The 22,067-nt window shown below is 58.5% G+C and carries 20 protein-coding genes; 11 read left to right on the top strand and 9 right to left on the bottom strand.

Annotation, left to right across the window (positions count from 1 at the left end):
* Window positions 1-633 precede the first annotated feature (633 nt).
* The 7 genes from ATY29_RS03085 (at window position 634) to ATY29_RS03055 (ending at window position 10,021) form a co-directional block, all read left to right on the top strand.
* Window positions 634-1,410, top strand: coding sequence for a competence/damage-inducible protein A (locus ATY29_RS03085; RefSeq protein WP_003573693.1), 777 nt, complete (start codon window positions 634-636; stop codon window positions 1,408-1,410).
* 109 nt (window positions 1,411-1,519) lie between these two features.
* Window positions 1,520-2,362: a putative universal stress family protein gene (locus ATY29_RS03080; RefSeq protein ID WP_097535119.1), complete on the top strand. Its 843-nt coding sequence runs from the start codon at window positions 1,520-1,522 to the stop codon at window positions 2,360-2,362.
* 218 nt (window positions 2,363-2,580) lie between these two features.
* The gene (gene gpt, locus ATY29_RS03075) at window positions 2,581-3,075 is read left to right on the top strand and encodes a xanthine phosphoribosyltransferase (protein WP_003573696.1); all 495 of its coding nucleotides are present in this window, start codon (window positions 2,581-2,583) and stop codon (window positions 3,073-3,075) included.
* 189 nt (window positions 3,076-3,264) lie between these two features.
* On the top strand, window positions 3,265-3,852 hold the full coding sequence (locus ATY29_RS03070) for a hypothetical protein (protein ID WP_025415959.1): 588 nt from the start codon (window positions 3,265-3,267) through the stop codon (window positions 3,850-3,852).
* A gap of 590 nt (window positions 3,853-4,442) precedes the next feature.
* Window positions 4,443-8,258 (top strand): vitamin B12-dependent ribonucleotide reductase, encoded by a 3,816-nt coding sequence (locus ATY29_RS03065; RefSeq protein WP_097535117.1) that lies wholly within the window; start codon window positions 4,443-4,445, stop codon window positions 8,256-8,258.
* Window positions 8,259-8,549: 291 nt separating this feature from the next.
* Entirely contained in the window at window positions 8,550-8,996 is a 447-nt protein-coding gene (locus tag ATY29_RS03060; protein WP_097535115.1) for a hypothetical protein, read from the top strand.
* A complete protein-coding gene (locus ATY29_RS03055; RefSeq protein WP_097535113.1) occupies window positions 8,996-10,021 on the top strand; it encodes a serine/threonine-protein kinase in 1,026 nt (341 codons plus the stop codon). Before ATY29_RS03060 ends, ATY29_RS03055 begins: the two co-directional genes overlap by 1 nt.
* A gap of 84 nt (window positions 10,022-10,105) precedes the next feature.
* On the opposite strand, the gene ATY29_RS03050 is transcribed toward ATY29_RS03055, so the two are convergent.
* Window positions 10,106-10,822, bottom strand: coding sequence for a hypothetical protein (locus tag ATY29_RS03050; protein ID WP_097535111.1), 717 nt, complete (start codon window positions 10,820-10,822; stop codon window positions 10,106-10,108).
* Window positions 10,812-11,780, bottom strand: a complete 969-nt coding sequence (locus ATY29_RS03045) for a hypothetical protein (protein ID WP_097535109.1) — start codon at window positions 11,778-11,780, stop codon at window positions 10,812-10,814. Before ATY29_RS03045 ends, ATY29_RS03050 begins: the two co-directional genes overlap by 11 nt.
* Window positions 11,781-12,190: 410 nt before the next feature.
* On the opposite strand from ATY29_RS03045, the gene ATY29_RS03040 reads away from it, so the two are divergent.
* The 3 genes from ATY29_RS03040 to ATY29_RS03030 are packed head-to-tail and all read left to right on the top strand — an operon-like array spanning window position 12,191 to window position 14,059.
* Window positions 12,191-12,556, top strand: a complete 366-nt coding sequence (locus ATY29_RS03040; protein ID WP_097535107.1) for a hypothetical protein — start codon at window positions 12,191-12,193, stop codon at window positions 12,554-12,556.
* Between the two features lie 31 nt (window positions 12,557-12,587).
* Window positions 12,588-12,956: a hypothetical protein gene (locus ATY29_RS03035; protein ID WP_103671190.1), complete on the top strand. Its 369-nt coding sequence runs from the start codon at window positions 12,588-12,590 to the stop codon at window positions 12,954-12,956.
* A complete protein-coding gene (locus tag ATY29_RS03030) occupies window positions 12,908-14,059 on the top strand; it encodes an ImmA/IrrE family metallo-endopeptidase (protein ID WP_244597336.1) in 1,152 nt (383 codons plus the stop codon). Before ATY29_RS03035 ends, ATY29_RS03030 begins: the two co-directional genes overlap by 49 nt.
* A 2-nt stretch (window positions 14,060-14,061) precedes the next feature.
* Here ATY29_RS03030 and ATY29_RS03025 read toward each other — a convergent pair whose 3' ends face one another.
* From ATY29_RS03025 to ATY29_RS02995, 7 genes are all read right to left on the bottom strand, one after another.
* Window positions 14,062-14,892 (bottom strand): alpha-glutamyl/putrescinyl thymine pyrophosphorylase clade 3 protein, encoded by an 831-nt coding sequence (locus ATY29_RS03025; protein WP_244597335.1) that lies wholly within the window; start codon window positions 14,890-14,892, stop codon window positions 14,062-14,064.
* Between the two features lie 86 nt (window positions 14,893-14,978).
* Complete coding sequence (locus tag ATY29_RS03020) at window positions 14,979-15,962, bottom strand: thymidylate synthase (protein ID WP_097535100.1); 984 nt, start codon at window positions 15,960-15,962, stop codon at window positions 14,979-14,981.
* Window positions 15,963-16,139: 177 nt separating this feature from the next.
* Entirely contained in the window at window positions 16,140-16,445 is a 306-nt protein-coding gene (locus tag ATY29_RS03015) for a hypothetical protein (protein ID WP_097535098.1), read from the bottom strand.
* Window positions 16,442-18,313 carry an AAA family ATPase gene (locus tag ATY29_RS03010; RefSeq protein ID WP_097535096.1) on the bottom strand — a complete coding sequence of 624 codons (1,872 nt, stop codon included), beginning with the start codon at window positions 18,311-18,313 and terminating at the stop codon, window positions 16,442-16,444. The genes ATY29_RS03015 and ATY29_RS03010 overlap by 4 nt, the downstream gene beginning before the upstream one ends.
* 11 nt (window positions 18,314-18,324) lie before the next feature.
* Entirely contained in the window at window positions 18,325-18,939 is a 615-nt protein-coding gene (locus tag ATY29_RS03005) for a hypothetical protein (RefSeq protein ID WP_097535220.1), read from the bottom strand.
* Window positions 18,940-19,155: 216 nt separating this feature from the next.
* Window positions 19,156-19,563 carry a hypothetical protein gene (locus tag ATY29_RS03000; RefSeq protein WP_097535094.1) on the bottom strand — a complete coding sequence of 136 codons (408 nt, stop codon included), beginning with the start codon at window positions 19,561-19,563 and terminating at the stop codon, window positions 19,156-19,158.
* Between the two features lie 9 nt (window positions 19,564-19,572).
* Complete coding sequence (locus ATY29_RS02995) at window positions 19,573-20,592, bottom strand: hypothetical protein (protein ID WP_097535092.1); 1,020 nt, start codon at window positions 20,590-20,592, stop codon at window positions 19,573-19,575.
* 551 nt (window positions 20,593-21,143) lie between these two features.
* On the opposite strand from ATY29_RS02995, the gene ku reads away from it, so the two are divergent.
* Entirely contained in the window at window positions 21,144-22,061 is a 918-nt protein-coding gene (ku, locus tag ATY29_RS02985; protein WP_097535090.1) for a non-homologous end joining protein Ku, read from the top strand.
* Window positions 22,062-22,067 lie beyond the last annotated feature (6 nt).

Raw genomic sequence — 22,067 nt, 5'->3', positions numbered from 1 at the left:
GAATCGTACATCACCACTGAATATCGGTTGAGAATGCCGCGTCTCTTTGTTAGCAGGGAGAACCACGCGGACGTGGTGGAATCGGTAGACACAAGGGACTTAAAGCAAAATTGAGTGCACTGGCGGAAACGCCTGATGTAGAACTGCTCAAAGTCGGGGAAACCTGTCAGATGGCAATCCCGAGCCAAGCCCTGCAAGGGGAAGGTGTAGAGACTAGACGGGCAGCACCTAAGGCAGGCGCTAAGGTGAAGGTATAGTCCAGACCACAAACGCCGGAAGGCGGCGGCGAAAGCCGTAGCGGTAAGAAAATCCCTCGGCCTAGGCTATGCGGGTTCGACCCCCGCCGTCCGCACCAGCCTTCGCTCTGTGAGCTTCGGCTCGGCGAGCCTAAGACAGCAGCCAAGCGAAGGCTGTCGCGCCGTAGTTCCGTCGGCAACGAAGTCGGGCCGGTACAATGCTCCGGTTAGCTGCACCACTATTGGAATTGCTTAAGATCGCAGCTATCGCATCGGCCTGTTCCAAGAGCACGATGCCATCCGAAAACCGCCTACACTTTTCGGCATCATGCTCGCATGTTTGCAAAGCGGCCGAAGGGCGCTACCTATTCACCAGCCTCACTTTACGGAACATCCCATGAGCCATGCCACCGTCGTCACCGCCGCCATGCTCGCCATTGGCGACGAACTTCTTTCCGGCCGCACCAAGGATAGGAATATCGGCCATCTCGCCGACCTGCTCACTCTTTCCGGCATCGACCTCAAGGAGGTGCGCATCGTCGCCGACGAAGAGGAGGCGATCGTCGAGGCGCTGAATGCGCTTCGCGCTCGATATGATTATGTCTTCACCTCGGGTGGCATCGGGCCGACGCATGACGATATCACCGCCGATGCCATCGCCAAGGCGTTCGGGGTGCCCTGCGAACATGACGAAACGGCGATGACGCTGCTTGCCGATATGTACCGGCGCCGCGAGATGGAATTCACCGAGGCGCGCCAGCGCATGGCCCGCATGCCGCGCGGTGCCACCCATATAGCCAATCCGGTTTCGACGGCGCCGGGCTTCATCATCGGCAACGTCTATGTGATGGCCGGCGTGCCACAGGTTTTCCAGGCGATGGTCGACAATGTGTTGCCGACGCTTCGAACAGGAACGCCGGTGCTCTCGCTCGCCATCGCCTGCCCCTACGGCGAAGGCGAGATCGGCACGCCGCTGACCGCGATCCAGAAAGCCCATCCGGACACCAGCATCGGTTCCTACCCCCGCTATATCGGCCAGAAATTCTCGACCGAGATCGTCGTGCGCGGTCGCTCGCAGGCGGCGATCGATGCGGCCGGCGCCGAGGTGCATGCAATGATCGAGGCCATCCGCCAGAGGAAGGACATCGCCGAAAACCATTCCGCCGAGGCTTGAGGAGAATGCCGGAACCGGGGACCAGGCTTGATCCCCGTCAAGGAACGGAGGAGCGGTCCGGGTGCATTCCTTCCCTCCCGCACGCCATTTCAGCGCAAGGAGAATTGATATGTCTTACAAAACCATTCTCGCCATTCTCGATACAGCAGACAATAGCGCCGCCGTTGCCGATTTCGCCTTTGCCATTGCCGCCGAAAGCGGCGCCCATGTGATCGGCCTGCATGCCGAAACCATCTCCACCGTGCCGCTGGTAGCGCCGATGGAAATTCCCGATCCCGTCGCCGTGCAGGCGCTGCAGGATATGGCGCATAGCGAAACGGTCGCGGTGGAACGGATCTTTCGCGCCAAGGCGCAAGCGTCGGGCGGCTCCTCCGAATGGCGCAGCTTTACCACCTCAACCGGCTATGGCTCTGCACCGCTGATCGAAAGCGCGCGCAGCGCCGATCTGTTGATCGCATCGCAGGCCGACCCGGCCAAACGCTCCGACAGCCATGTCGACGTCGACAACTTCCTTTTCGAAACCGGCCGGCCGGTGATGGTCATCCCGTATACCATCCGCCAGCCTAAGCCGATCAGGCGCGTACTGATTGCCTGGAACGGCTCGAAGGAGGCGGCGCGCGCGACCTTCGACGCGCTGCCGATCCTGAAAGCGGCCGAGGAGGTGGAGATCTTTTCGGTCGATCCGGCCGACACGGCGCTGCAATCGCCGCTGACGGCAGGTGCCGAGATTGCCGCGACGCTCACCCGCCATGGCGTGAAGACGACGCTTGCGACAGCCAGAAGCGTGGATAAAAACACTTCGCATATCATCGAGAACCGGCTTTCCGACGACAGCATCGATCTTCTCGTCATGGGCGCCTATACGCATTCCTGGCTATGGCAGATGATTTTCGGCGGTACGACCAAGACCCTGCTGCAATCGATGACGGCGCTGACGCTGCTGTCGCGCTGACGTTGCCGCGATCATCGGCGCTCTTGCCTTTTGCCGGCAACTTCCGTTAATTGCGGCGACCGATGACAGCTTCGAGCCTCGGCCACAGCTCGCGCAGTTGCAGCTCGCGATCTCGCGCAGTTGCAGCTCGCGCGATTTGCGTTTTGCCAATTGCCACCTCGAGCGCGTCCGGTCGCCGGCAAACGGCGTGTTGTTTTTTCATGCCGCGGAGCAGCCCGATGTCCCTTCCCGATAAAGCCTTTCCCGTTTCCTGGGATCAGTTCCACCGCGATGCGCGCGCCCTTGCCTGGCGGCTTGCCGGCCTGGACCAGACGTTCAAGGCGATCGTCTGCATCACCCGCGGCGGCCTTGTCCCGGCCGCGATTATCTCGCGCGAACTCAACATCCGGCTGATCGAGACCGTCTGCGTCGCCTCCTATCATGACTATGTGAACCAGGGCGACATGACGCTGCTCAAGGGAATAGCGCCCGAGCTTGCCGAAAACGGCGGCGAAGGCGTGCTGGTCGTCGACGATCTGACCGATACCGGCAAGACCGCCGTCCAAGTTCGCACCATGCTGCCGAGGGCGCATTTCGCCTGCGTCTATGCCAAGCCGCAGGGTGTGCCGACGATCGATACCTTCATCACCGAGGTGAGCCAGGATACCTGGATCTACTTCCCGTGGGATATGGGCTTCACCTATCAGGAGCCGATCGCCAAGGGCCCGCGCTGATCGCCGATCCAGCTGCGGTGATCATATTTACCACTTGAAATTGTTCCAAATTTCGTCGGCCGGGGTTCCCGAATCCGCTTTGACGGGTTCGGGATCTGATTTATTTTAGCGCCATGGACCCGGCAGCATGAGAAGCGTGTCAGGTTGCGCCTAAAACGTGCAACGAACGATGCAGTGCAAGGAAGTAAAATGGCGCGGTGGGGGCATATTGCGGTTATGACCACCGGGCTGGCGGCGTGTCTGCTTGCGCTCCACCCCGCCCGCGCCGAGCCTGCTTATATTCCCCTCGTGCGCGATTATGTCGAGCAACGGGTGCGGCCGATGGTGGAGACGCCACTGGTGCTGAAAGCCATTGCCGAGCAGAATGCGGAATTCGGCGATGTCAGCGAGAAGGATATGCGGGTACTCGACAAGACCTACCGGTCGGAGATCGATCACCACCATCTGCACATGGTCAAGCTACTGCTCGACAAATCCGTGTCGCATTATCTGAAAATCAGGCAGGACGCCTCACAGGGTGCGATCGTCGAATTTTTCGTGACCGACATTCACGGGCTCAACGTGGGGCAAAGCGTCATCACTGCCGATTACTGGCAGGGCGACGAGGAGAAATACCTCAGGACATTCGCCAGCGGCTCCCCGGACATCTTCATCGACCGGGCGGAACGCAACGAATCCACCCAGATGCTTGAGACACAGGCGAGCTTCGTCGTCATGGACGACGAGGCCAGGCCGATTGGCGTTGCCACCGTCACCATCGCCATCGATGCTCTCTAAACCGCCCCTGTTTTCTCAGCGAATCGCCATGCGCATTTGCGCCGGAAATGCCATCACAAGATTTGCCGCAGGGCGCTTTTTTGCCGTTCCAGCATTTTCCTTAGCCGGCGACGCCCGCAAGCCATTGTAATTTCAGGGCTCCCCGGCTTTCCCCAATCTTCACAGGCGCATCCACAAGATGTTGTGGTTAGCAATCAATTAAGATCCAGCCCTTGACGGAATCACCTGATTCAAACTTATTGTTACTGATGTTGCGGCGGCGACAGGACCGGAGGTAACGAGCCCGGTTTCCTTTTGAAAAATTGGACGCGGAATCAGGGTGATATGCCGGAAGCGGCATGAGGCCTGACAGGATTTCCGCGCGATTTTCAGCCTCCAAAAAAAGTGACGTCGGGACTGGCGATAATAAGCTGTTAATACTATATTTAGTGTTTGCAGCCACCATCACCACAAGATACAGGAAGAGCATCTCCGGATGACACCCCTGTGACAATACGGAAACGAGACTGGCTGCACGACGACAATGTGCCGCCGGATAGGAATTTTGCGCCCCGGTCGCGGGGACTGGGCGCCAACACGAGGTCAAGACCATGCGCATCGAACGTCGTTTCACGAAGGCCGGCCAAGGCGCCTATGCGGATATCGAATTCCGCAAGGCGACGAGCGAGATCAAGAACCCCGACGGTTCGATCGTCTTCCGCCTCGAGAATATCGACGTTCCCGCGCAGTTCTCCCAGGTCGCGACCGACGTTCTGGCGCAAAAGTATTTCCGCAAGGCCGGCGTCCCCACCCGGCTGAAGAAGGTCGAGGAAAACGACGTTCCTTCCTTCCTGTGGCGCTCCGTTCCCGACGATGCGGCGCTGAAGACCCTGTCCAAGGACGAGCAGACCGGCTCCGAAATTGATGCGCGCCAGGTCTTCGATCGCCTTGCCGGCACCTGGGCCTATTGGGGCTGGAAGGGTGGCTATTTCTCTTCGGAAGAAGATGCCTCGGCCTTCAAGGACGAGCTTGCCTATATGCTCGCCACCCAGCGCGTCGCCCCGAACTCGCCGCAGTGGTTCAACACCGGCCTGCACTGGGCCTACGGCATCGACGGCCCCGGCCAGGGCCATTTCTACGTCGACCCCTTCACCGGCAAGCTGACCAAGTCCAAGTCTGCCTATGAACATCCGCAGCCGCATGCCTGCTTCATCCAGTCGGTCGAGGACGATCTCGTCAACGAAGGCGGCATCATGGATCTTTGGGTGCGTGAAGCGCGCCTGTTCAAATACGGCTCCGGCACCGGCTCCAACTTCTCGATGCTGCGCGGCGAAGGCGAAAAGCTTTCCGGCGGCGGCCGTTCCTCCGGCCTGATGAGCTTCCTGAAGATCGGCGACCGCGCTGCCGGCGCCATCAAATCGGGCGGCACGACGCGCCGCGCCGCCAAGATGGTGGTCGTCGACATCGATCATCCCGATATCGAGGAATACATCAACTGGAAGGTCAAGGAAGAGCAGAAGGTCGCGGCCCTCGTCACCGGCTCGAAGATCGTCGCCCGGCACCTGAAGGCAATCATGAAGGCCTGCTTCAATTGCGAAGGCGGCGACAACGGCGATTGCTACGACCCCACCAAAAACCCTGCCCTGAAGCGCGAAATCCGCGCTGCCAAGAAGGACCAGGTTCCGGAAAACTACGTCCAGCGTGTCATCCAGTTCGCCCGCCAGGGCTACAAGGATCTCGAATTCAAGACCTACGACACGGATTGGGATTCGGAAGCCTACCTCACGGTATCCGGCCAGAACTCCAACAACTCCGTCTCGATCAAGGACGACTTCCTGCGCGCCGTCGAGAATGACGGCGAATGGAACCTGACCGCCCGCAAGGACGGCCGGGTGATGAAGACGCTGAAGGCGCGCGATCTCTGGGAAACGATTTCCTACGCCGCCTGGGCGTCTGCCGATCCGGGCATCCACTTCAACACGACGATGAACGACTGGCACACCTCGCCGGCCGGCGGCCCGATCCGCGGCTCCAACCCGTGCTCGGAATACATGTTCCTCGATGACACGGCCTGCAACCTTGCCTCGCTGAACCTCCTGCAGTTCAAGGACAAGGCCACCAAGCGCATCAACATCGCCGATTACGAACATGCAGTGCGCCTGTGGACCGTCGTGCTCGAAGTCTCGGTGATGATGGCGCAGTTCCCGTCGAAGCGCATTGCCGAACTCTCCTACGAATACCGCACGCTCGGCCTCGGCTACGCCAATATCGGCGGCCTGCTGATGTCGTCGGGCATTCCCTACGACTCCGCTGAGGCCCGCGCCATTGCCGGTTCACTGACCGCGATCATGACCGGCATCTGCTATGCGACCTCGGCCGAAATGGCTGCCGAACTCGGGCCCTTCCCGAACTTTGCGCCGAACCGCGAGAGCATGCTCAAGGTCATCCGCAACCATCGCCGCGCCGCTCACGGAGAAACGTCAGGCTATGAGGCCCTGTCGATCAACCCGGTCGCGCTGATCCATTCGGAAAACCCGGACCAGGATCTCGTCGCCCACGCCAAATCGGCCTGGGACAAGGCGCTCGCGCTTGGCGAACAGCATGGCTACCGCAATGCCCAGGTCTCGGTCATCGCGCCCACCGGCACGATCGGTCTCGTCATGGATTGCGACACCACCGGCATCGAGCCCGACTTCGCCCTCGTCAAGTTCAAGAAGCTCGCCGGCGGCGGCTACTTCAAGATCATCAACCGCGCCGTGCCGGACGCGCTGCGCACGCTCGGCTATTCGGAAAGCCAGATTGCCGAGATCGAGGCCTATGCCGTCGGCCACGGCAACCTGAACCAGGCGCCGGCGATCAACCCGTCGACGCTGAAGGCCAAGGGCCTGACCGATGAGAAGGTGGAAGCCGTCAATGCCGCGCTGAAGAGCGCCTTCGACATCAAATTCGTCTTCAACCAGTGGACGCTCGGCGCCGACTTCCTGAAGGACACGCTGAAGGTTTCCGACGAACAGCTCGCCGACATGAGCTTCAGCCTGCTCGACCATATGGGCTTCTCGAAGAAGGACATCGAAGCGGCCAACATCCATGTCTGCGGTGCGATGACGCTGGAAGGCGCGCCCTTCCTGAAGGCCGAGCATCTGCCGGTCTTCGATTGCGCCAATCCCTGCGGCAAGATCGGCAAGCGCTACCTCTCCGTCGAAAGCCATATCCGCATGATGGCGGCTGCCCAGCCGTTCATCTCCGGCGCAATTTCCAAGACGATCAACATGCCGAACGAGGCGACCGTCGAGGATTGCAAGAACGCCTACCTGCTCTCCTGGAAGCTCGGACTCAAGGCCAACGCGCTCTATCGCGACGGCTCCAAGCTGTCGCAGCCGCTCAACGCCTCGCTGATCGAGGATGAGAACGACGAGGATGCGCTGGAGGAACTGCTGCAGGCGCCGGTCGCCGCCCAGGCCGTCACCATCACCGAGAAGATCATCGAGCGGGTGATCGAACGGGTTTCGCGTGAACGCGAGAAGCTGCCGAACCGCCGCCAGGGCTACACCCAGAAGGCTGCCGTCGGCGGGCACAAGGTCTATCTCAGAACCGGCGAATTCGGCGACGGCCGCCTCGGCGAGATCTTCATCGACATGCACAAGGAAGGTGCTGCCTTCCGTGCGATGATGAACAACTTCGCCATCGCCATCTCGCTCGGCCTGCAATATGGCGTGCCGCTCGAGGAATATGTCGAGGCCTTCACCTTCACCAAGTTCGAGCCGGCCGGCATGGTCATCGGCAATGATGCCATCAAGAATGCCACCTCGATCCTCGACTATGTCTTCCGCGAGCTTGCCGTCTCCTATCTCGGCCGTCACGACCTCGCGCATGTCGATACGTCGGACTTCTCGAACACGGCACTCGGCAAGGGCATCCAGGAAGGCAAGACCAACCTTCTCTCCACCGGCTGGACCCGCGGCTACAAGCCGACGCTGGTTTCCGGCACCGGCGGCGAGCGCCAGGCGGGCGAACCTAAGGGTGCTGCCACCGCAGCCCCTGCCCGTGCCGCTTCCAGCGGCACCGTGACCGCCTTTGCAGGTGCCGCGGCCCGCAAGCTGGAACCGACGGTTGCCATCTCCACCTCCGAAATCGTTGCCTTCAAGCGCGATTACGAAGAGCGCGCCAAGGAATTGGCCGAAGAGATCGCCGAAGAGGTGACCGAGGAAATCACCAGCGACGCCACCGCTCTCTTCTCCGACAAGGCGGCAGCCGACGCGGCAACGGCGAAATCCGAGGCCAAAAAGCGCGAAGCCGAACGCCGCCAGCGCTCGATCATGCAGGGGTACACGGGCAACATGTGCTCGGAGTGCCAGAACTTCACGATGGTGCGGAACGGCACCTGCGAGAAGTGCGACACGTGCGGTGCGACGAGCGGGTGCAGCTGATTATTCTTTCTACTCTTCAGTTCTGATGAGAAAACCAACCTAGTACTGGCCAAGATGCTCTAATCCTGGCCTTTCCGGAAGCCAAAACTGGCCAACCACGTTCGAACGTCACAAGCCAGTGGATAGCCCCAACTGAAACAGCATGAACTCAAGTTGTCATGGACGGTAGATGTGAAACGTAAGAGCTAGCCGCTGGCTGAATAAAATCATGCAAAAGGCTCGGGTGTGTTTCGCCCGAGCTCTTTGATTCAGGGCACGACGAGCGCGTGTATTGCGTAGAAAGGCAAACTGATGGCGATCCTTGGGTTTAATCTCCAGAAGGGAGAGTTGCACTTCTGCCTGATGGACGGCACTAGAGCGGATCCACGGTACCTCATGCATGGTCGTCATCGGTTCGAGGTAGATCAGCCGCGACCGGAGATGGCAAACTTCTTCAAGCAGACGTTCAACGAACTGATCGAAGCGCAACAACCGCAAGGCCTCGCATACCGTTTGTCGATGGACGGCAAAAAGGCCGATCAAATCGCGTATTTGACCTTCCCGTTCGGGATTCTTTCCCTTGTCGCCTACGAGCGAGGGTTGGCAATTGCACAGTCGACCATCCACACCTTCACGAAGAAGGCCCTGGCGCATTCGGGTGACAAGTTCACGGCTTGCGACGAGCGGATCGAGGATTGTCCTGCTGCGTGGCCGAACGCCGCGAAACTCGCAGCGCTTGCCGCTTGGATGAGCCTTTGATGTCCTCCGTCGCTCCCCTCACGTTTCAACCCGGCCAGATCGTGCTGAACAAATACGAGATTATCCGACAGCTTGGTAGCGGCCAGTTCGGGGATGTCTTCCACGTCGTCAATCGGAACCTCGGTCGAGAGTCTGCCCTGAAGCTAGTCCGGGTTGCCAACCCGGTCGAGCACCGCGCCGTCGTCGAAGCGCAGGCGCAGAGCCTCTGCGGCCACGATCATGTCGTGAAAGTGCTCACCGCCGATGTCTTCGACGGCGCAGTCCTCATCGAAATGGAGTATCTGGACGGCGGTTCACTGGCTGATAGGCTCCAGCAGGAATTCGTACCTGTCATCGAAACTATCGGCTACATGAAGCAGATCTTGTTCGCGCTTGAGCATGCCCACAACCGTGGAATCGTCCACAGAGACGTCAAGCCGGGCAACATCATGCTGACAGGCGGCATTGCCAGACTGTCGGACTTCGGTACCGTCATCCACCCAAAGAGCGGGGTGAGCGTCACGGATATGTTCTATAGGCCGCACGCCTCACCGGAGGCCTTCAATAATCGGGAGTTCTCGCCTGCCAGCGACGTGTTCGCAGCAGGTATGACGCTGCTGCGTGCTGTAAACAACATGACCGGCTGGGACGCGGTCTTGGGAAGTGCGGGCTGGCCAGCTCTTGTCAAAGAGGGCAAACTCGCGAACCAGATAGGCTTTGCCGACCATGTCCCTTCGAAGCTAAAGCGTATCATCAGAAAGGCGACCAACCGCATTGTTGGCGAGAGATACCCGACGGCTGCCGCCCTTCGACAAGAACTAGAGCGGCTGCGCCCGGCTCGACGCTGGATCCGCTTGAACGACAACGAGTGGACTTGCATCTTCCAAGGAAGGGAGGAGCGCGCCATCTTCCAACCCGGCATCAAGCCGGCCGTTGAATATACAATCGGGGGACGTCGCCATCGCAAAGATTGCCAGAGCTATAGGACGGAGCGCGAAGCTCGAACGCGTCTGGCGGATCTCGTGGCACGTTCGACGTTGGCTTGACGACAGAGCTAACGATCGCGTCGATAAGCAGCTCGAACAGTAAGACGACGCGTGTACACCGCGTCGCCTGGAGCGAACTAGAGTTCATCCTCGACCGAATGAACGGGAGGCAGTGGGGGGCCGGCCCTTGGGAATAGGAGGCTTATCCAAGATGGAGGACGGCACTACGAATGAGAGGTCGTTGATTCCGATCGTGCTGAGATAGCGGGCTCGTTCCTCGGCCAGACGTTTGAGATCGAAAAATGTTCTGCTGTCGGCACCGACCCCGACGAGCAACGGCGGTACTTCTTGAAAGTAGGTAAGAAGCTGCCGATTGAGAAGCTGTTGCTGCCTTGGAGTGGCGCAAGGAGCCATGACGGCGACGTTGTCAATGCCGAAGGTCTCGGCGGCTCGAACTGCGTTCGCGGCAGCTTCGACGCCGTCGTCGAGATGAAGCTTGAGTACTATGATGTGGACGGGAACAGTGCGCGGCTGTTCGTGATACTGCGAGTCCAGTCTTGCGATCCTCGATTTGTCGAGCGGGTCATTGTTAACGGGACAAAGAGTGTTCCAGAAGCAAGACAACCGCACATCCACATCATCTTCCTGAAGTCGCTCGATGAAGCCAGAAGCCAGCAGGTCGACGTCAATTGGATCCGCAACCAAACGCACGCTCAATCCACGCAGACGATCGGCGAACACCGCAGCCAATACATACCCTAGCGCTCGAAGGTTTCCGTAGGTGGCTTCAGAAGAAACAATCTGGCGGATAGCGTTGCGAACCGCGTGTTCTTCATTAGAAAAATTTGCTTCACGGGCCATATTTGCCTCTCAGAATGGGTTTGAGGGCATCAACCGTCCTCGGTTTAAGTTGTCTGACAGCACTTTCGAACCTCCTGCCAGAGTCCGCCCCTAGGCGAGCAGGCACGCTGCCGGTAATCCGTTCGTAGAGCACATAGTTGAGCTGGCCATTGAAAGTCACAAATTGGAAATTCGGAATCTGATCCAGGATTGAAGCCACTTCGGCGTCAAGATCGTCAGTTTCCCAGCCGAAGAGGCCCAGACATGCCCTATCGATCTCCTTGAAAGCCTCGCGTATTGAATAGGTTGTCGCGGGTCGCATATCAAACACAAACCCTCGAAATTGTCGTAGCGCCGCGTTTGCTTCGGCTTCGCCGTACGAAGCCTCGATTGGGTATAGCTCAAGTCCTTTAAACGTTTCTGCCTTGCGAGCCGGCAGGATCCAGCGGACCCATTCCTGGAAATCAGGGAAAAGTGCTTCGACGTCGCGGGGAATAAGCGCCCACGGAAAATGAATGACCTCTACCTCTTCGAGTCCGTCCGGACAGGAAACAACCAGATTGTCTGCGGCATCGGCATCGGCCACAACGAGGCGATAAAATGCCTTCCGACGCCGCCGGTTATCGATATTGATCATGCTCCTAAAGTTTTCTTCGATACTTCGAGCCGTTTTCGACTGTTTTTTGTCCCACCGAACATCTTTGCCCGCCTTCATTTCGAACCACCAGAACACGCCGCGCTCGATGATCGCGAAATCGTCTACGAAAGACGCTCTTAACTGCGCTGCGATTTTGGTTTTGTCTGGGTCGAGCGAAGCCATCACCATCTGCGCGGCGAGACGCAGCACCTCTATGGAGGCATAAGCAACTTCGTATTGGTGTCCTACTAAATTGGAACGCCCTCCTTCATTTTTGCGGCGAACCTGGTCGAGTTCACCGTCTGCGAGGTAGTCTTTGACGTCCTCAATCTGGTCAAACAAGGATCATTTCCTGAGTTACGGTACGATAGCCTCCCCTGTACGCGCCGTTGGTTGATAAACCGTCCAGGTTGCGAGTCGTACCAATGTCACCTACAGCCATAAATTTGTAAGTGGATCACTCCCTCTTATGATCGTGAGTTGACCGGGAATCCTGGTCGCAACGTGCTGAAACTGCTCAGCATCTCGTTACTCCAAAGGGCCGGAGTGGAGATTCTTCGACGTAGCGGACCACCGCCCTGGAGGATTGAGAAATTTCGACACAACCCGTCGAATCCTTCCGCAGTAAGGATTCGTCGTGGATGAACTCTTCGCACCAATCATCCGCAGATTGCAAAATTTCGTCAGTTCTTCGAGAGTGTCTTCGACTGAACCGAGTCGCGGTCAGACGATAAGAGTTACAAGGAGCGACGATGAGCCTGCGGTCGTATCAGCAGCGCGTTGCCGACTGGGTGTGCGCCTGCTTCCCACCAAGTTCCGTCTCCAATCGCACGGAGCGCTCGCATCGATTCCTTGAGGAATCCCTGGAGCTCGCCCAGGCGAGTGGTTGCAGCGAAGAGGATGCCATCGCGCTCGTCCGTTACGTCTATTCACGACCTGTTGGGGAAATCACTCAAGAGACCGGAGGCGTCATGGTTACGCTTGCGGCTCTTTGCAACGCCCAGGATGTCGACCTCGAAATCTCCGCGGATCGCGAACTATCCCGCAACTGGGATCGTATCGAGATGATCCGCGCAAAACAGGCGGCGAAGCCGTCAGGGTCGGCGCTTCCTTTATGAGGACACATACAGAATTTATGGTCGCGCAAGCTTGGCTGTTGATGATCGACGTCGAAACCTCGTCGAGGTGGCTGGGTTGAAGATATCGTTCGAGAATGACGAGCTTCGCGATTCCTGTTGCCTATACGAGAGAGGCGAGGAAGCTTTCGGGCCGTTCCTCGCGAATATTGTCTTCAACATGCTTGCGGAAGCGGAGGCTGCCGACAATGCTGTGGAGTGGCATGAGATTCTTGTGAATGACTTGCTGTCCTGCGGTGCCGACGCCTTTCAAATCGCAGTCGGACCGGACTACATCGCAAACTTCGTCCCGGTCGGCCGCAAATACGCTGTCGGCGAGGACGGAAAGACGGAGTGGTCGAGCGTGACGCGCCTGAAAGTGACCGCGATATGGAGACGATGATGATGGATGAGGCAAACGCGACAGACTGGTTTTCCAAACCAGGCGATTCGATCCGCGCCGTCATGCAGCGCCGCCTAATGACAGCAGACCAGGTCGCGACCAAGCTCGAAGGGGGTCTACGGACGCTCCGTTCCCTTCTCGACGGCTCGAAGGTGATCGATACCGACGTCGCCCGTTCGCTTGCAGAGGCGCTGGGCGCCTCACCTTCCTTCTGGCTGAAGCGTCAGGAGAATTTCGAGCGGGCGGTCGAACGCGCCGTTGCAGCGATATCCCGTGACGAAATCGATGAATTCATTCAAAATGTGCCTGCACCCGGACTGAAACCTCCTCGTGGAAAAATGACGGACGAGCGCCGTTACGAAGAAGTGGGGAAGAGGCTGGTCTACTTCAGCGTCCCCAACGCGAAGTCTTGGCACCAGCACTATGGCCGTCTGGTCGGGCGTACGGACTTCCGTAGCACGAGCGCGTTCGCAACGAAGGAAGAGGCAGTTCTCCTCTGGCTTCGTCGAGGCGAGCTCGAGGCAGATCTTGTGAAGACACTGGAGTGGAATGCGGGAAACCTGGAGGATCGAGTTGAGACGATCAAGCAACTGTCGCGGCTCAAGCTGCCGGAACAGTTCATACCGAAGCTCCGCACTCTCCTCGCGGAGGCCGGTGTCGCGTTTGCCGTTGTGAAGGCGCCCGCAGGGTGCAGGGCCAGCGGTGCCACCCGGCTTGTTTCGCCGGACAAGGCGATGATCCTAATGAGCTTCCGCCACCGCTCGGACGACCATTTCTGGTTCACACTTCTCCACGAAATCGGCCATCTCGTCCTTCACCATGCGCAGACGTTCGTCGACACCGACGAGGAAGGGCCTTCAGATATGCGCGAGGACGAAGCGAATACTTACGCAACGAAATGCATTATACCTGACGAGCGTCTCGACGAATTCGAGAGCCTGAAGGCAGATCGCGATCAGGTCGTTCGGTTCAGCGTCAAATCGAAGATCGCACCGGGCCTGACTGTAGGCCAGATGCAGAAGCGAGACATGATCGGCAAGGAGAAGCTGAACTTCCTCAAGCGCACATGGACTTGGGAACAGATAGATCCCGTCGAGGTCTGACTTCATCCTGTAAAGTGGATGAACTCTGTCGGGCTCTTCTGCCAGTTGCAGAGGGCGTCTTCCATCACTGCCATGCCCACTCCGATACTGAGATCCAGTTCGTCCAGTAAAGCCTGAAGCTGCTTGGGCGATGCCTGGGCGTCGGGATTAGCGAAGAATAGAAGCTTGGCACCGGACGCTGGCCCGGTCGCGCCGGTTAAGTAGGCCGAGCCGGAAGATATTGGAGCGACGCCGTATCTACCGATCAGCGAGAGATAGTCGAATTTGGCGAGCCTGCCGAAAGAGAACACGGCGCCCATCTTTCTATAGAGGTGGTCGAAGATCACCTGAGGATCGTTGCCGGCTATACGGACGGCGTCTGCGAAGAAAGCACGCTGGCTTGGACCGACCAGATCAATATACGTTTTCAGCACCTTGGAAAGCTCGCGCTTGGTGCCCTTTTCCAGGCTTTCATATTTCCGGTGATTGCCAAACTTTCCACGGATCAGGTTTGCATTCGCGTAGACCCAGTCTGAAAATGCGGCCGGATCTGCAGAAACGATTTCCCACGTCCAAATGCCCTGGCCGCGTTTGCCATATATGTCCTGCAGGCGAAGCCAGCCCGTGTCTGCCGGGCGCGCAAGGTGTGTCATCAAGAATATAAGCCAGGCGGCTTCCTCAATATTGCCGGCCTGTAGGTGGTAGGCGACCGCTCGCTCCGCATCGAAAGCCGGATTGTTTGGATCGGCACGATCTGCAGACACCTTCTTCTGCTGAACTCTGCTATAATAGTCCTCGCGCCTAAGGCTGGCTATGAATTGGGTCGCAAGTGTGTCAAGAGCAACTGGATCCATGATACCTTGCAAAGGACGGACGTTGTTGGAGTGCTGGGACAACGCGGCGACGAGCTGGGCCTTTTTGGCGGAACGTGTAGGCCATCTCATTTGCTGACTTCTCCGACTGTATCCAGGTTGACCCGTCGGCGCAGGTGACGCCTGGATTCGAGGTGGGTTCTGTATATCTGACTATGGAATTCGCTCTTGAGTTGGTCGAGACGCTCCCCGTTGCCGGATGCCCAAAAGACTTGGACAAGGCGAAGAACATCAGCCCAGTAAGGCTCTGCAACAAAATCTTCTGAACGGAAAGTCTCACCGCTCCTAGCTGCTGCTTCCGCCTTTAAGATCGTTCCTACGAGGTCGAAGGGATTCCCCTCTGGCATGGGCGGCATGCTTTCAGTTCGGTGCCATCCCTCTTCGAGGTAATTGTCCAAATCCGGAAGAAAGTCTTCATAGACGTGCATGCTTCCGACGTAGTGGTAATATTCGCCGATGTCGTAGCCTAGGCGTCGAGCGACCATCTCCTGCAACATGGTAAAGCAGAAGACATCGTGAGGCAGACCGTAGTAGGCGTCGTTCGAGCGCATCGTCACGGAGAGGTGAACCCGGCCCTCTCGGACCAGGAACTGAGCAGTCGTTGTGCAGGGTATTTCCTTGAAATTCCCAACGAGATCATTTGCATCGAAGAGCTGAATGACAGCGCGTTTCGACCCTGGCTTCGCCTTCAGGAGGTCGACGACGTTCTCGAGCTGATTTATCTTGTCCCGCATGTTCACGAGCCGTGGCCCGTAGGCACCATGTAGGGTTCCATCGTCTTCCGCATCTTCTTTGTACAAGTCGATGTAGGGAACGATGAACTCGAGCTTGTTTGATCCGGCGAGATACCAAAGCAGCTCGCCGACGGCGCTGAAGGGTTTTCCGCGATCTTCCGAGCGGCTGATCCGTGCACGGGCATTCCGTATGCGAATTGCTACCGACAAGAGCTCGCGCGTACCGCCTCGCGAGCCCTTGTGGTACCTGCCATCCTTGCGAAGTGCCTCGTAGAGAACGTGAAGAACGTCGTCTATTCCTTCCTTTTCGATTTGCATGCGTGCCCCCGGCGAATCGTCTTATTCAGAATGATATCCCGTCCCGGTTGCAGTTGTAACGAGGACTTGCTGCTTGATTGGCTTGCTGGGGCTGAAGGCGATAAATGTGCTAGCGGCCGCTTTTTTTTCGATTTCCAATAGACGTTCCCTGCATGACGTATTGATTGCAGTCAGACCTTAGCGTCCCCTTGCGACGACCTCCCCCAATGTCGGCCCCTTCTCCATCACGACGTCCACCAGATCGTCGAGCGCGATCACGCAGACCAGCCCGCTTTCCGCCTCGATGATCGCCGGCCTACCTTCTGATGCAGACGTTGTCAGAATGAAGAGACGCCGCCGCGCCTGGCGTAGCCGAAGGGGTAGACCTGCCGCTTCAAGGATCGCCTTCTCGACCAGCATTCGCCCTTCTGAAGTTCCGGTCCCCTTCAGGGTACGCACGACCAGCTTCCAGTCGACTTCCGGAGTCGAACTTCCTTTCGTCATCTCGACGTCTCCCGGATGATGCGCCTGACTTCGTCCCCCTCGATGATCGCCTTCTCCGCCAGGATGTCGGCGATCTTTTCAACGGCTGCACGGAACCGCGTAACGATCTCCCGGCTTCGCGCCATTTCCCGACCGAGGAGACGCTCGACCCGTGCTGCGACTACCGTATTGTTCTGTCGGATGCGGTCCCGTTGCTCGACGGATTTCAGATTGAAGTAGGCAAGCCCCTCTCCCATCCCGAGTTGGAGCTCCAACATCGTGGCTAGGTCGCTCGCCTTGTGCAGGTCACAGCCTTCCGCAGCGCCCGCGCCATCGAAGGCGGTGCCGAGGATCATCTCCTCCGCCGCCCTGCCGCCCAGCGTCACGGCGACTTGGTCGAGATACTCCTGTCTATCCCAGAGGGGGTTCTCGTCGAATTGGAAGTGCGCGAAGCCCAGGGGGTGCGAGGCGTGAGCCTCCCATGGAACGGCTACGGTCTTCAGCTCGCCGACCCCAAGGCGAACTCCGACTACGGCGTGCCCGGCCTCGTGAATGGCGACCATTCTACGTTCGCCGCCTGCGATTCTTTTTGGCACGGGAAGGGCGGCCAAAACGTCCTCGATGGAGACCGCCCGCCCTGTCCGTCGGGCGGCTCTCCTGGCTTCACGGCTGGTCTTCTCGAAATGTGCTCCAGCGAATCCGGCGGTCGCCGCGGCAATCGCTTCGACGTCGCTTTCGGACAGTTGGTCGCCGAAATAGGTGCGCGCAAGGTGCTTGCGCTCCTCGTTGTCCGGCAGCGAGATCTTGATGTGGCGGTCGAGACGTCCGGGCCGCAGGAGGGCGGCGTCGATGGCGTCGGGATGATTTGTCGCGCCGATGACGACGACGCCTTCGAGCCTTTCATGGCCATCGATCAACTCGAGCAGGAAGTTGATCACCTGGGTCCAATAAGTCTCATGCTCGGTTCCAACAACCCGTGCTCTATCGCTGATGCCGTCGAACTCGTCGATGAACAAGATGCTGGGCTTATGTGTACTGGCCTCGTCGAAACTCTTGCGCATCGCCTTCAATGTATCGTCGAGACGTCCTGCCGCTTGCCAGCGCGCGACGGACGTCGCAACGAGATGCGCGCCACAGGACCGCGCGAGCGCGCCGGCAAACATGGTCTTTCCAGTTCCAGGCGCTCCGCTCAGTAGCAGCCCCCCATCGACGTCCGTCCAAGCGAGCGCCCCTTCCCTCCAAGCGCCGATGTCCTGAGCGAGCGACAACCCCCAAGTCCGTGCCTCGCCGTACCCCACGAGGTCTCCGAGAGAGGGTCCGTCAACTGGGCGCGGAGCGTTATCTGCCATTTCGGTCAGACGTGCCAGCACGCTGGAAGCTGGTCTACCGGTTCTGAATGCTGCGAAGACCTCTGAAAGAGGATATTCCATCATCTTCCTCGCTTCCGCCAAGTCGATATTCTGACTTGCAAACTGCTTGGCGCCTGCGACGAGATGGAATGGGCGGACCGGTCCGACATCCACGGCGCGATCGGCAGCCAGAGCGATCTCTCGAGGCATGGCGTAGCCAGACGGCCAGACGATTAGCAGCGAAGGCCTTGATTTCAAATCAGAGCTAATCGTCTGGAAATCGATTCCACCTTTGTTGCCGATTCTCGGAGCAGCAACTGCGAAGTTGCGCAACGCCTCGACCTCACGCACCATGACGCTCGCCGCGGCGACGTACTCGTCAAACGCAGATCCAACAGGCAGTCGTAGAACAATTACGATCTGCCGGCCGCTCTCGGTCTTCTTGAAAGCGCCTCCAAGCCTGGCGGCAGTTTTAAGGGCGAAACCGTAGGTGACGCGCTCCAGAGTCACCGTCCGGCGACCATTAGGAAGGTTAGTCATTTTCGCCCTCCCTACTGCTGGACGCGACGGATGACTGTCTCGGGCCCGATCATCGCCTCATCGAGATCGACGATGATCAGCCGATGCAAAATCATCCAGGAAATGCCGGTCATGGGTTGAACCTCGCGGAACACGTTCAGGCATTCCGCGACCGTCAAGGACCCGGCCTCTTCAATTGCGGACAACATCCGAACCCTGTCGTTCAGCGGCGTCCTGCAGTTTGCATATCGAAGAATATCGCGCGCGTTCGCCAGGCGATAGCCGCTGTTGATCTCCGCTCGTGGGACGCCCCGGTAACGAAACCCAGCGAGCGCGGCGCCTTCCTTTAGCTCCGGAAGCTCCCTCTCCTCGGTGACGTCCAGCAGGATCCTGGTGCCGTCCTCGTAATCGACCAAGAAATCGGGGACGTGCGGTCCTACCTCGGTCTCGAACTCGACCGGCAGGCAGAGCCAAGCGACGACGTCCGGGTCGACATCGAGGATGCAGCCCAGATCACGAGCTAAGCGCGATCGGAACATGGCGTCGGCGGAGCAACGGACCGTACCCCTCGGATAAAAAAGCTGGGTGGAAGCTTCTGCATACGCGGCGTATAGGGCCGCAGGCGTTTCGACGCGCGAATGGCTCATCATGAACATCCCAGAATACGGAAAACGATGCGTACGCCGCCACGGGGCGGCCTGCCGTTCAACCTATTCGCGATATTCGACGGAGCTTGATCATGGTGAACAAAATATGAACAAATTTCCCGGAGTCAACAGGCTTTTCCAAATTTTCCGCTTCGACCGCATCTCCCGTTAGCGCAGAGCTTATTGCGTCGAAACCTACGGAAGCATAATCTAAACCTATATTACGCCGGTCCATTTGAGCGCCATCACCGCCCATCCTGCGACGGCGCCGGGAATTACACTGTACGCCACCCCGTGATCAACCCACAGGGCCACCTGCATCCCTTGGCTCAGCGAGCTCGATCCATCGTAGAACAGTCCGAAGATGATCGCGCTGGCGACCCCGACGGCGGTGACGACTGCGAGGCCCCACACCCTAAGGACCGCACATAGTGATACGATCCAGAGGATGAAGAACAGGATCAGCCAGGCTTTGTATTCCTGGATCCATCCTGCGTGGTAGAAGGGGTCCTGAAATCGTGGTGTTCCGAACAGACCGGGTATCACCGTTCCGCCGAACCAGATCGCTGCACCGACCCCATAGTCAAGCGCCTTGTCGGCGATCTTATCTCCCAGCCCAGCCACCTCGAACCCTCACTGGCTGCAGCGATCGAGGTCGAAGTCGACTGCGAATGGAGTGTAGGACTGAAATCGGTAGCAGTACTCGTTGTCGTTCGCTTGCACCTTGATCACGTGCTCGGACAGGAACAGAGCGTCTTGTAGCAAAGACTTCCGGCTCATCGTGGTGGAGAACCGGTGCACCTTAAAATCGCTGGTCAGCTCCCCACCCTGCTTCTCGACGGACCTCAGATACGATTCATAATAATCGGGAGATCCCGCACCTCTGGTGTCCTCGAGAGCCTGAAGGGCGGGCATGCTGAGCTTCGCCTTCCCTGCCCCCTCCCCGTTCAGTGACACGTCCGTCTGGAAGCTCACGCTATCCCCGTCCCGTATAACGCGCGAATACACTTCGAGATTGAAACCCTGACCGCTAACCGTCTCCCGGACCGGATAGATCGGCTTGTCCTGGTCGAGCTTCACGACGAGCAATGGCCTTCTCTGCAGGATAGAGTTCGCCTCGAGGACCAGCCGGACGTCGGCCGGCAGGAATTGGTTCCCATCGACCGGCACGACCTCCGCGAACTGCGTGCCCGCAGCTTGCGCGGTCTGGGTCTCCACCATCCATGCCTTGGACACCGCCTCCTTCTTCGCGAATGCATTGAGCAGCGTCGGAAGTTCCTCGGGATCTTTGGTGCTCAGAAGTTGCGAAGATCGGGACTGCCTATCGGCCGCTCCAGGACGGAAGTCCTTAACGAAGATGCCCGGCAGACCCCAGTACAGGTTCTGGATGTGATCCTGACCTATGTTCTCGATCTCGTAGCGCAGACAGAATTCCGCGGTCTTTCCGGTGGGCGCCTGGTCGGAATACGTCTGGACGGGGAACGCCTTCGAAGATTCATAGAACTCCTTTTTGTACGAAACGATCGTACCTCCGCTCCCTTGCAAGCCACCGTCATCGGTCTTGGTATGGCATGCGGCGGGTTGAGCGATCGCAGGCGCCGCTGCGCAGGCCATTAAGAGAAGAACGGAAATAGGCAGGTATCGCATTCTCATCTGTACAATTCCCCACGAACTTCCAAGGCGAATGCCATGTAAGAATTACAGTTTTCGCGTGCGTCGTAAAGGACGCTCTTCGGATGCCGGATGGCTTGATAGGTGACAACAACTTCATTCGTGCCGTGCTGTCTTACATCGCGCACCTCAGTCCCCCGTTCCCTTATGTGTGGCCCGAAGGTATCTATTGTCGACGAGTGCCGGGCGGTTGGGAGTATGTAATTCGGCAGTGCCGTTCTTGAAGATTTCGACGCCGCTCAACGCGCTGTTCGCTACAATCGGTCTTTGTATTTGCGGATTGAACAAGAAACTCGCAGGGATTCCGGTAGTTACCCGGAAGCGGGAAGCTGCATCGTGGGAAGCGAACTGAGCGATCGCGCTATTTTTTGCTACCGATACCTTTACAACAACCAAAAGCGCAAACATCAAGAGAGACAAATCACTGTCTGAAGAAGATTCCATAAGCCATTGAAAAATGATTCGTTTCGAGTCGGAACGAATCACCTTCGCACGTCTTTGAGTCGCGACTTAGTGATTCGGAGGATGCGTCCATGGCATCGGGACATCGCGCGCAGTGGAAGGGCTTTTTACGGTTTGGCGAGGTAAGCTGCGGCGTGGCGCTCTACACAGCCGCCAGCACATCCGAGCGCATCACATTCAATACGATCAACGCGAAGACAGGCAATCGGGTCAACCGCGTGTTCATCGACAGCGAGACCGAAGAGCGCGTGGAGCGCGAGGCCCAGACAAAGGGCTTCGAGATCGACAACGGGCAGTACATCATTATCGATCCCGAGGAAGTGGCGGCCACCATCCCGGAAAGCAACAAGACGCTCGAAGTGCAGGCGTTCATCTCCAGCAGCGAGATCGACGACATTTTCTTCGACAAGCCGTATTACCTCACACCGGACAAGATGAACGCCGACGCCTTCGTCGCTCTCCGCGAGGCCATGAAGAATTCCGAGGTCGTGGCAATCGCGCGTGCCGTCCTCTTCCGGCGAGTCCGGACGGTGCTCATTCGCCCGCATGGCAAGGGCTTGATCGCCACCACGCTTAACTACGACTACGAAGTTCGCTCCTCGAAAAAGGCTTTCGAAGAGATGCCGAAGCTGAAGATCGAAGGCGAGATGCTCGACCTCGCAAAGCACATTATTTCAACAAAGAGAGGTGAGTTCGATCCGGCAACGTTTGACGACCGGTACGAGGCCGCCCTGGCTGAGCTCGTGAAGGCGAAGTTGGAAGGCAAGGCGCTTCCGAAGCCGAAGAAGGTCGAGATTTCGAAGCCGAACGACCTGCTGGCCGCCCTTCGCGAGAGCGCCGGGCTTCTCAAGGCCGGCACGGTCGCCGACAACAAACCGAAACGCACTGCCGCCAACGCCAACAAAGGCGCCGGTCGGGAGCGCGCCGCGCGCGGAGTGGCTTCGAAAGCCGCCTCTTCCGGGGCTGCTCCGCGGCGCAAGGCCAGCTAGGGAGAT

Source organism: Rhizobium hidalgonense, assembly GCF_002914525.1.
Classification (GTDB): domain Bacteria; phylum Pseudomonadota; class Alphaproteobacteria; order Rhizobiales; family Rhizobiaceae; genus Rhizobium; species Rhizobium hidalgonense.
The sequence above is the reverse complement of the archived record's forward strand: the minus strand, read 5'-3'. Positions and strand labels throughout refer to the sequence as shown.

Coding starts and splice junctions, on each gene's coding strand:
- ATY29_RS03085 (WP_003573693.1), top strand. CDS start 634: ATGAGCCATGCCACCGTCGTCACCGCCGCCATGCTCGCCATTGGCGAC.
- ATY29_RS03080 (WP_097535119.1), top strand. CDS start 1,520: ATGTCTTACAAAACCATTCTCGCCATTCTCGATACAGCAGACAATAGC.
- gpt (WP_003573696.1), top strand. CDS start 2,581: ATGTCCCTTCCCGATAAAGCCTTTCCCGTTTCCTGGGATCAGTTCCAC.
- ATY29_RS03070 (WP_025415959.1), top strand. CDS start 3,265: ATGGCGCGGTGGGGGCATATTGCGGTTATGACCACCGGGCTGGCGGCG.
- ATY29_RS03065 (WP_097535117.1), top strand. CDS start 4,443: ATGCGCATCGAACGTCGTTTCACGAAGGCCGGCCAAGGCGCCTATGCG.
- ATY29_RS03060 (WP_097535115.1), top strand. CDS start 8,550: ATGGCGATCCTTGGGTTTAATCTCCAGAAGGGAGAGTTGCACTTCTGC.
- ATY29_RS03055 (WP_097535113.1), top strand. CDS start 8,996: ATGTCCTCCGTCGCTCCCCTCACGTTTCAACCCGGCCAGATCGTGCTG.
- ATY29_RS03050 (WP_097535111.1), bottom strand. CDS start 10,822: ATGGCCCGTGAAGCAAATTTTTCTAATGAAGAACACGCGGTTCGCAAC.
- ATY29_RS03040 (WP_097535107.1), top strand. CDS start 12,191: ATGAGCCTGCGGTCGTATCAGCAGCGCGTTGCCGACTGGGTGTGCGCC.
- ATY29_RS03025 (WP_244597335.1), bottom strand. CDS start 14,892: ATGGATCCAGTTGCTCTTGACACACTTGCGACCCAATTCATAGCCAGC.
- ATY29_RS03020 (WP_097535100.1), bottom strand. CDS start 15,962: ATGCAAATCGAAAAGGAAGGAATAGACGACGTTCTTCACGTTCTCTAC.
- ATY29_RS03015 (WP_097535098.1), bottom strand. CDS start 16,445: ATGACGAAAGGAAGTTCGACTCCGGAAGTCGACTGGAAGCTGGTCGTG.
- ATY29_RS03010 (WP_097535096.1), bottom strand. CDS start 18,313: ATGACTAACCTTCCTAATGGTCGCCGGACGGTGACTCTGGAGCGCGTC.
- ATY29_RS03005 (WP_097535220.1), bottom strand. CDS start 18,939: ATGAGCCATTCGCGCGTCGAAACGCCTGCGGCCCTATACGCCGCGTAT.
- ATY29_RS02995 (WP_097535092.1), bottom strand. CDS start 20,592: ATGAGAATGCGATACCTGCCTATTTCCGTTCTTCTCTTAATGGCCTGC.
- ku (WP_097535090.1), top strand. CDS start 21,144: ATGGCATCGGGACATCGCGCGCAGTGGAAGGGCTTTTTACGGTTTGGC.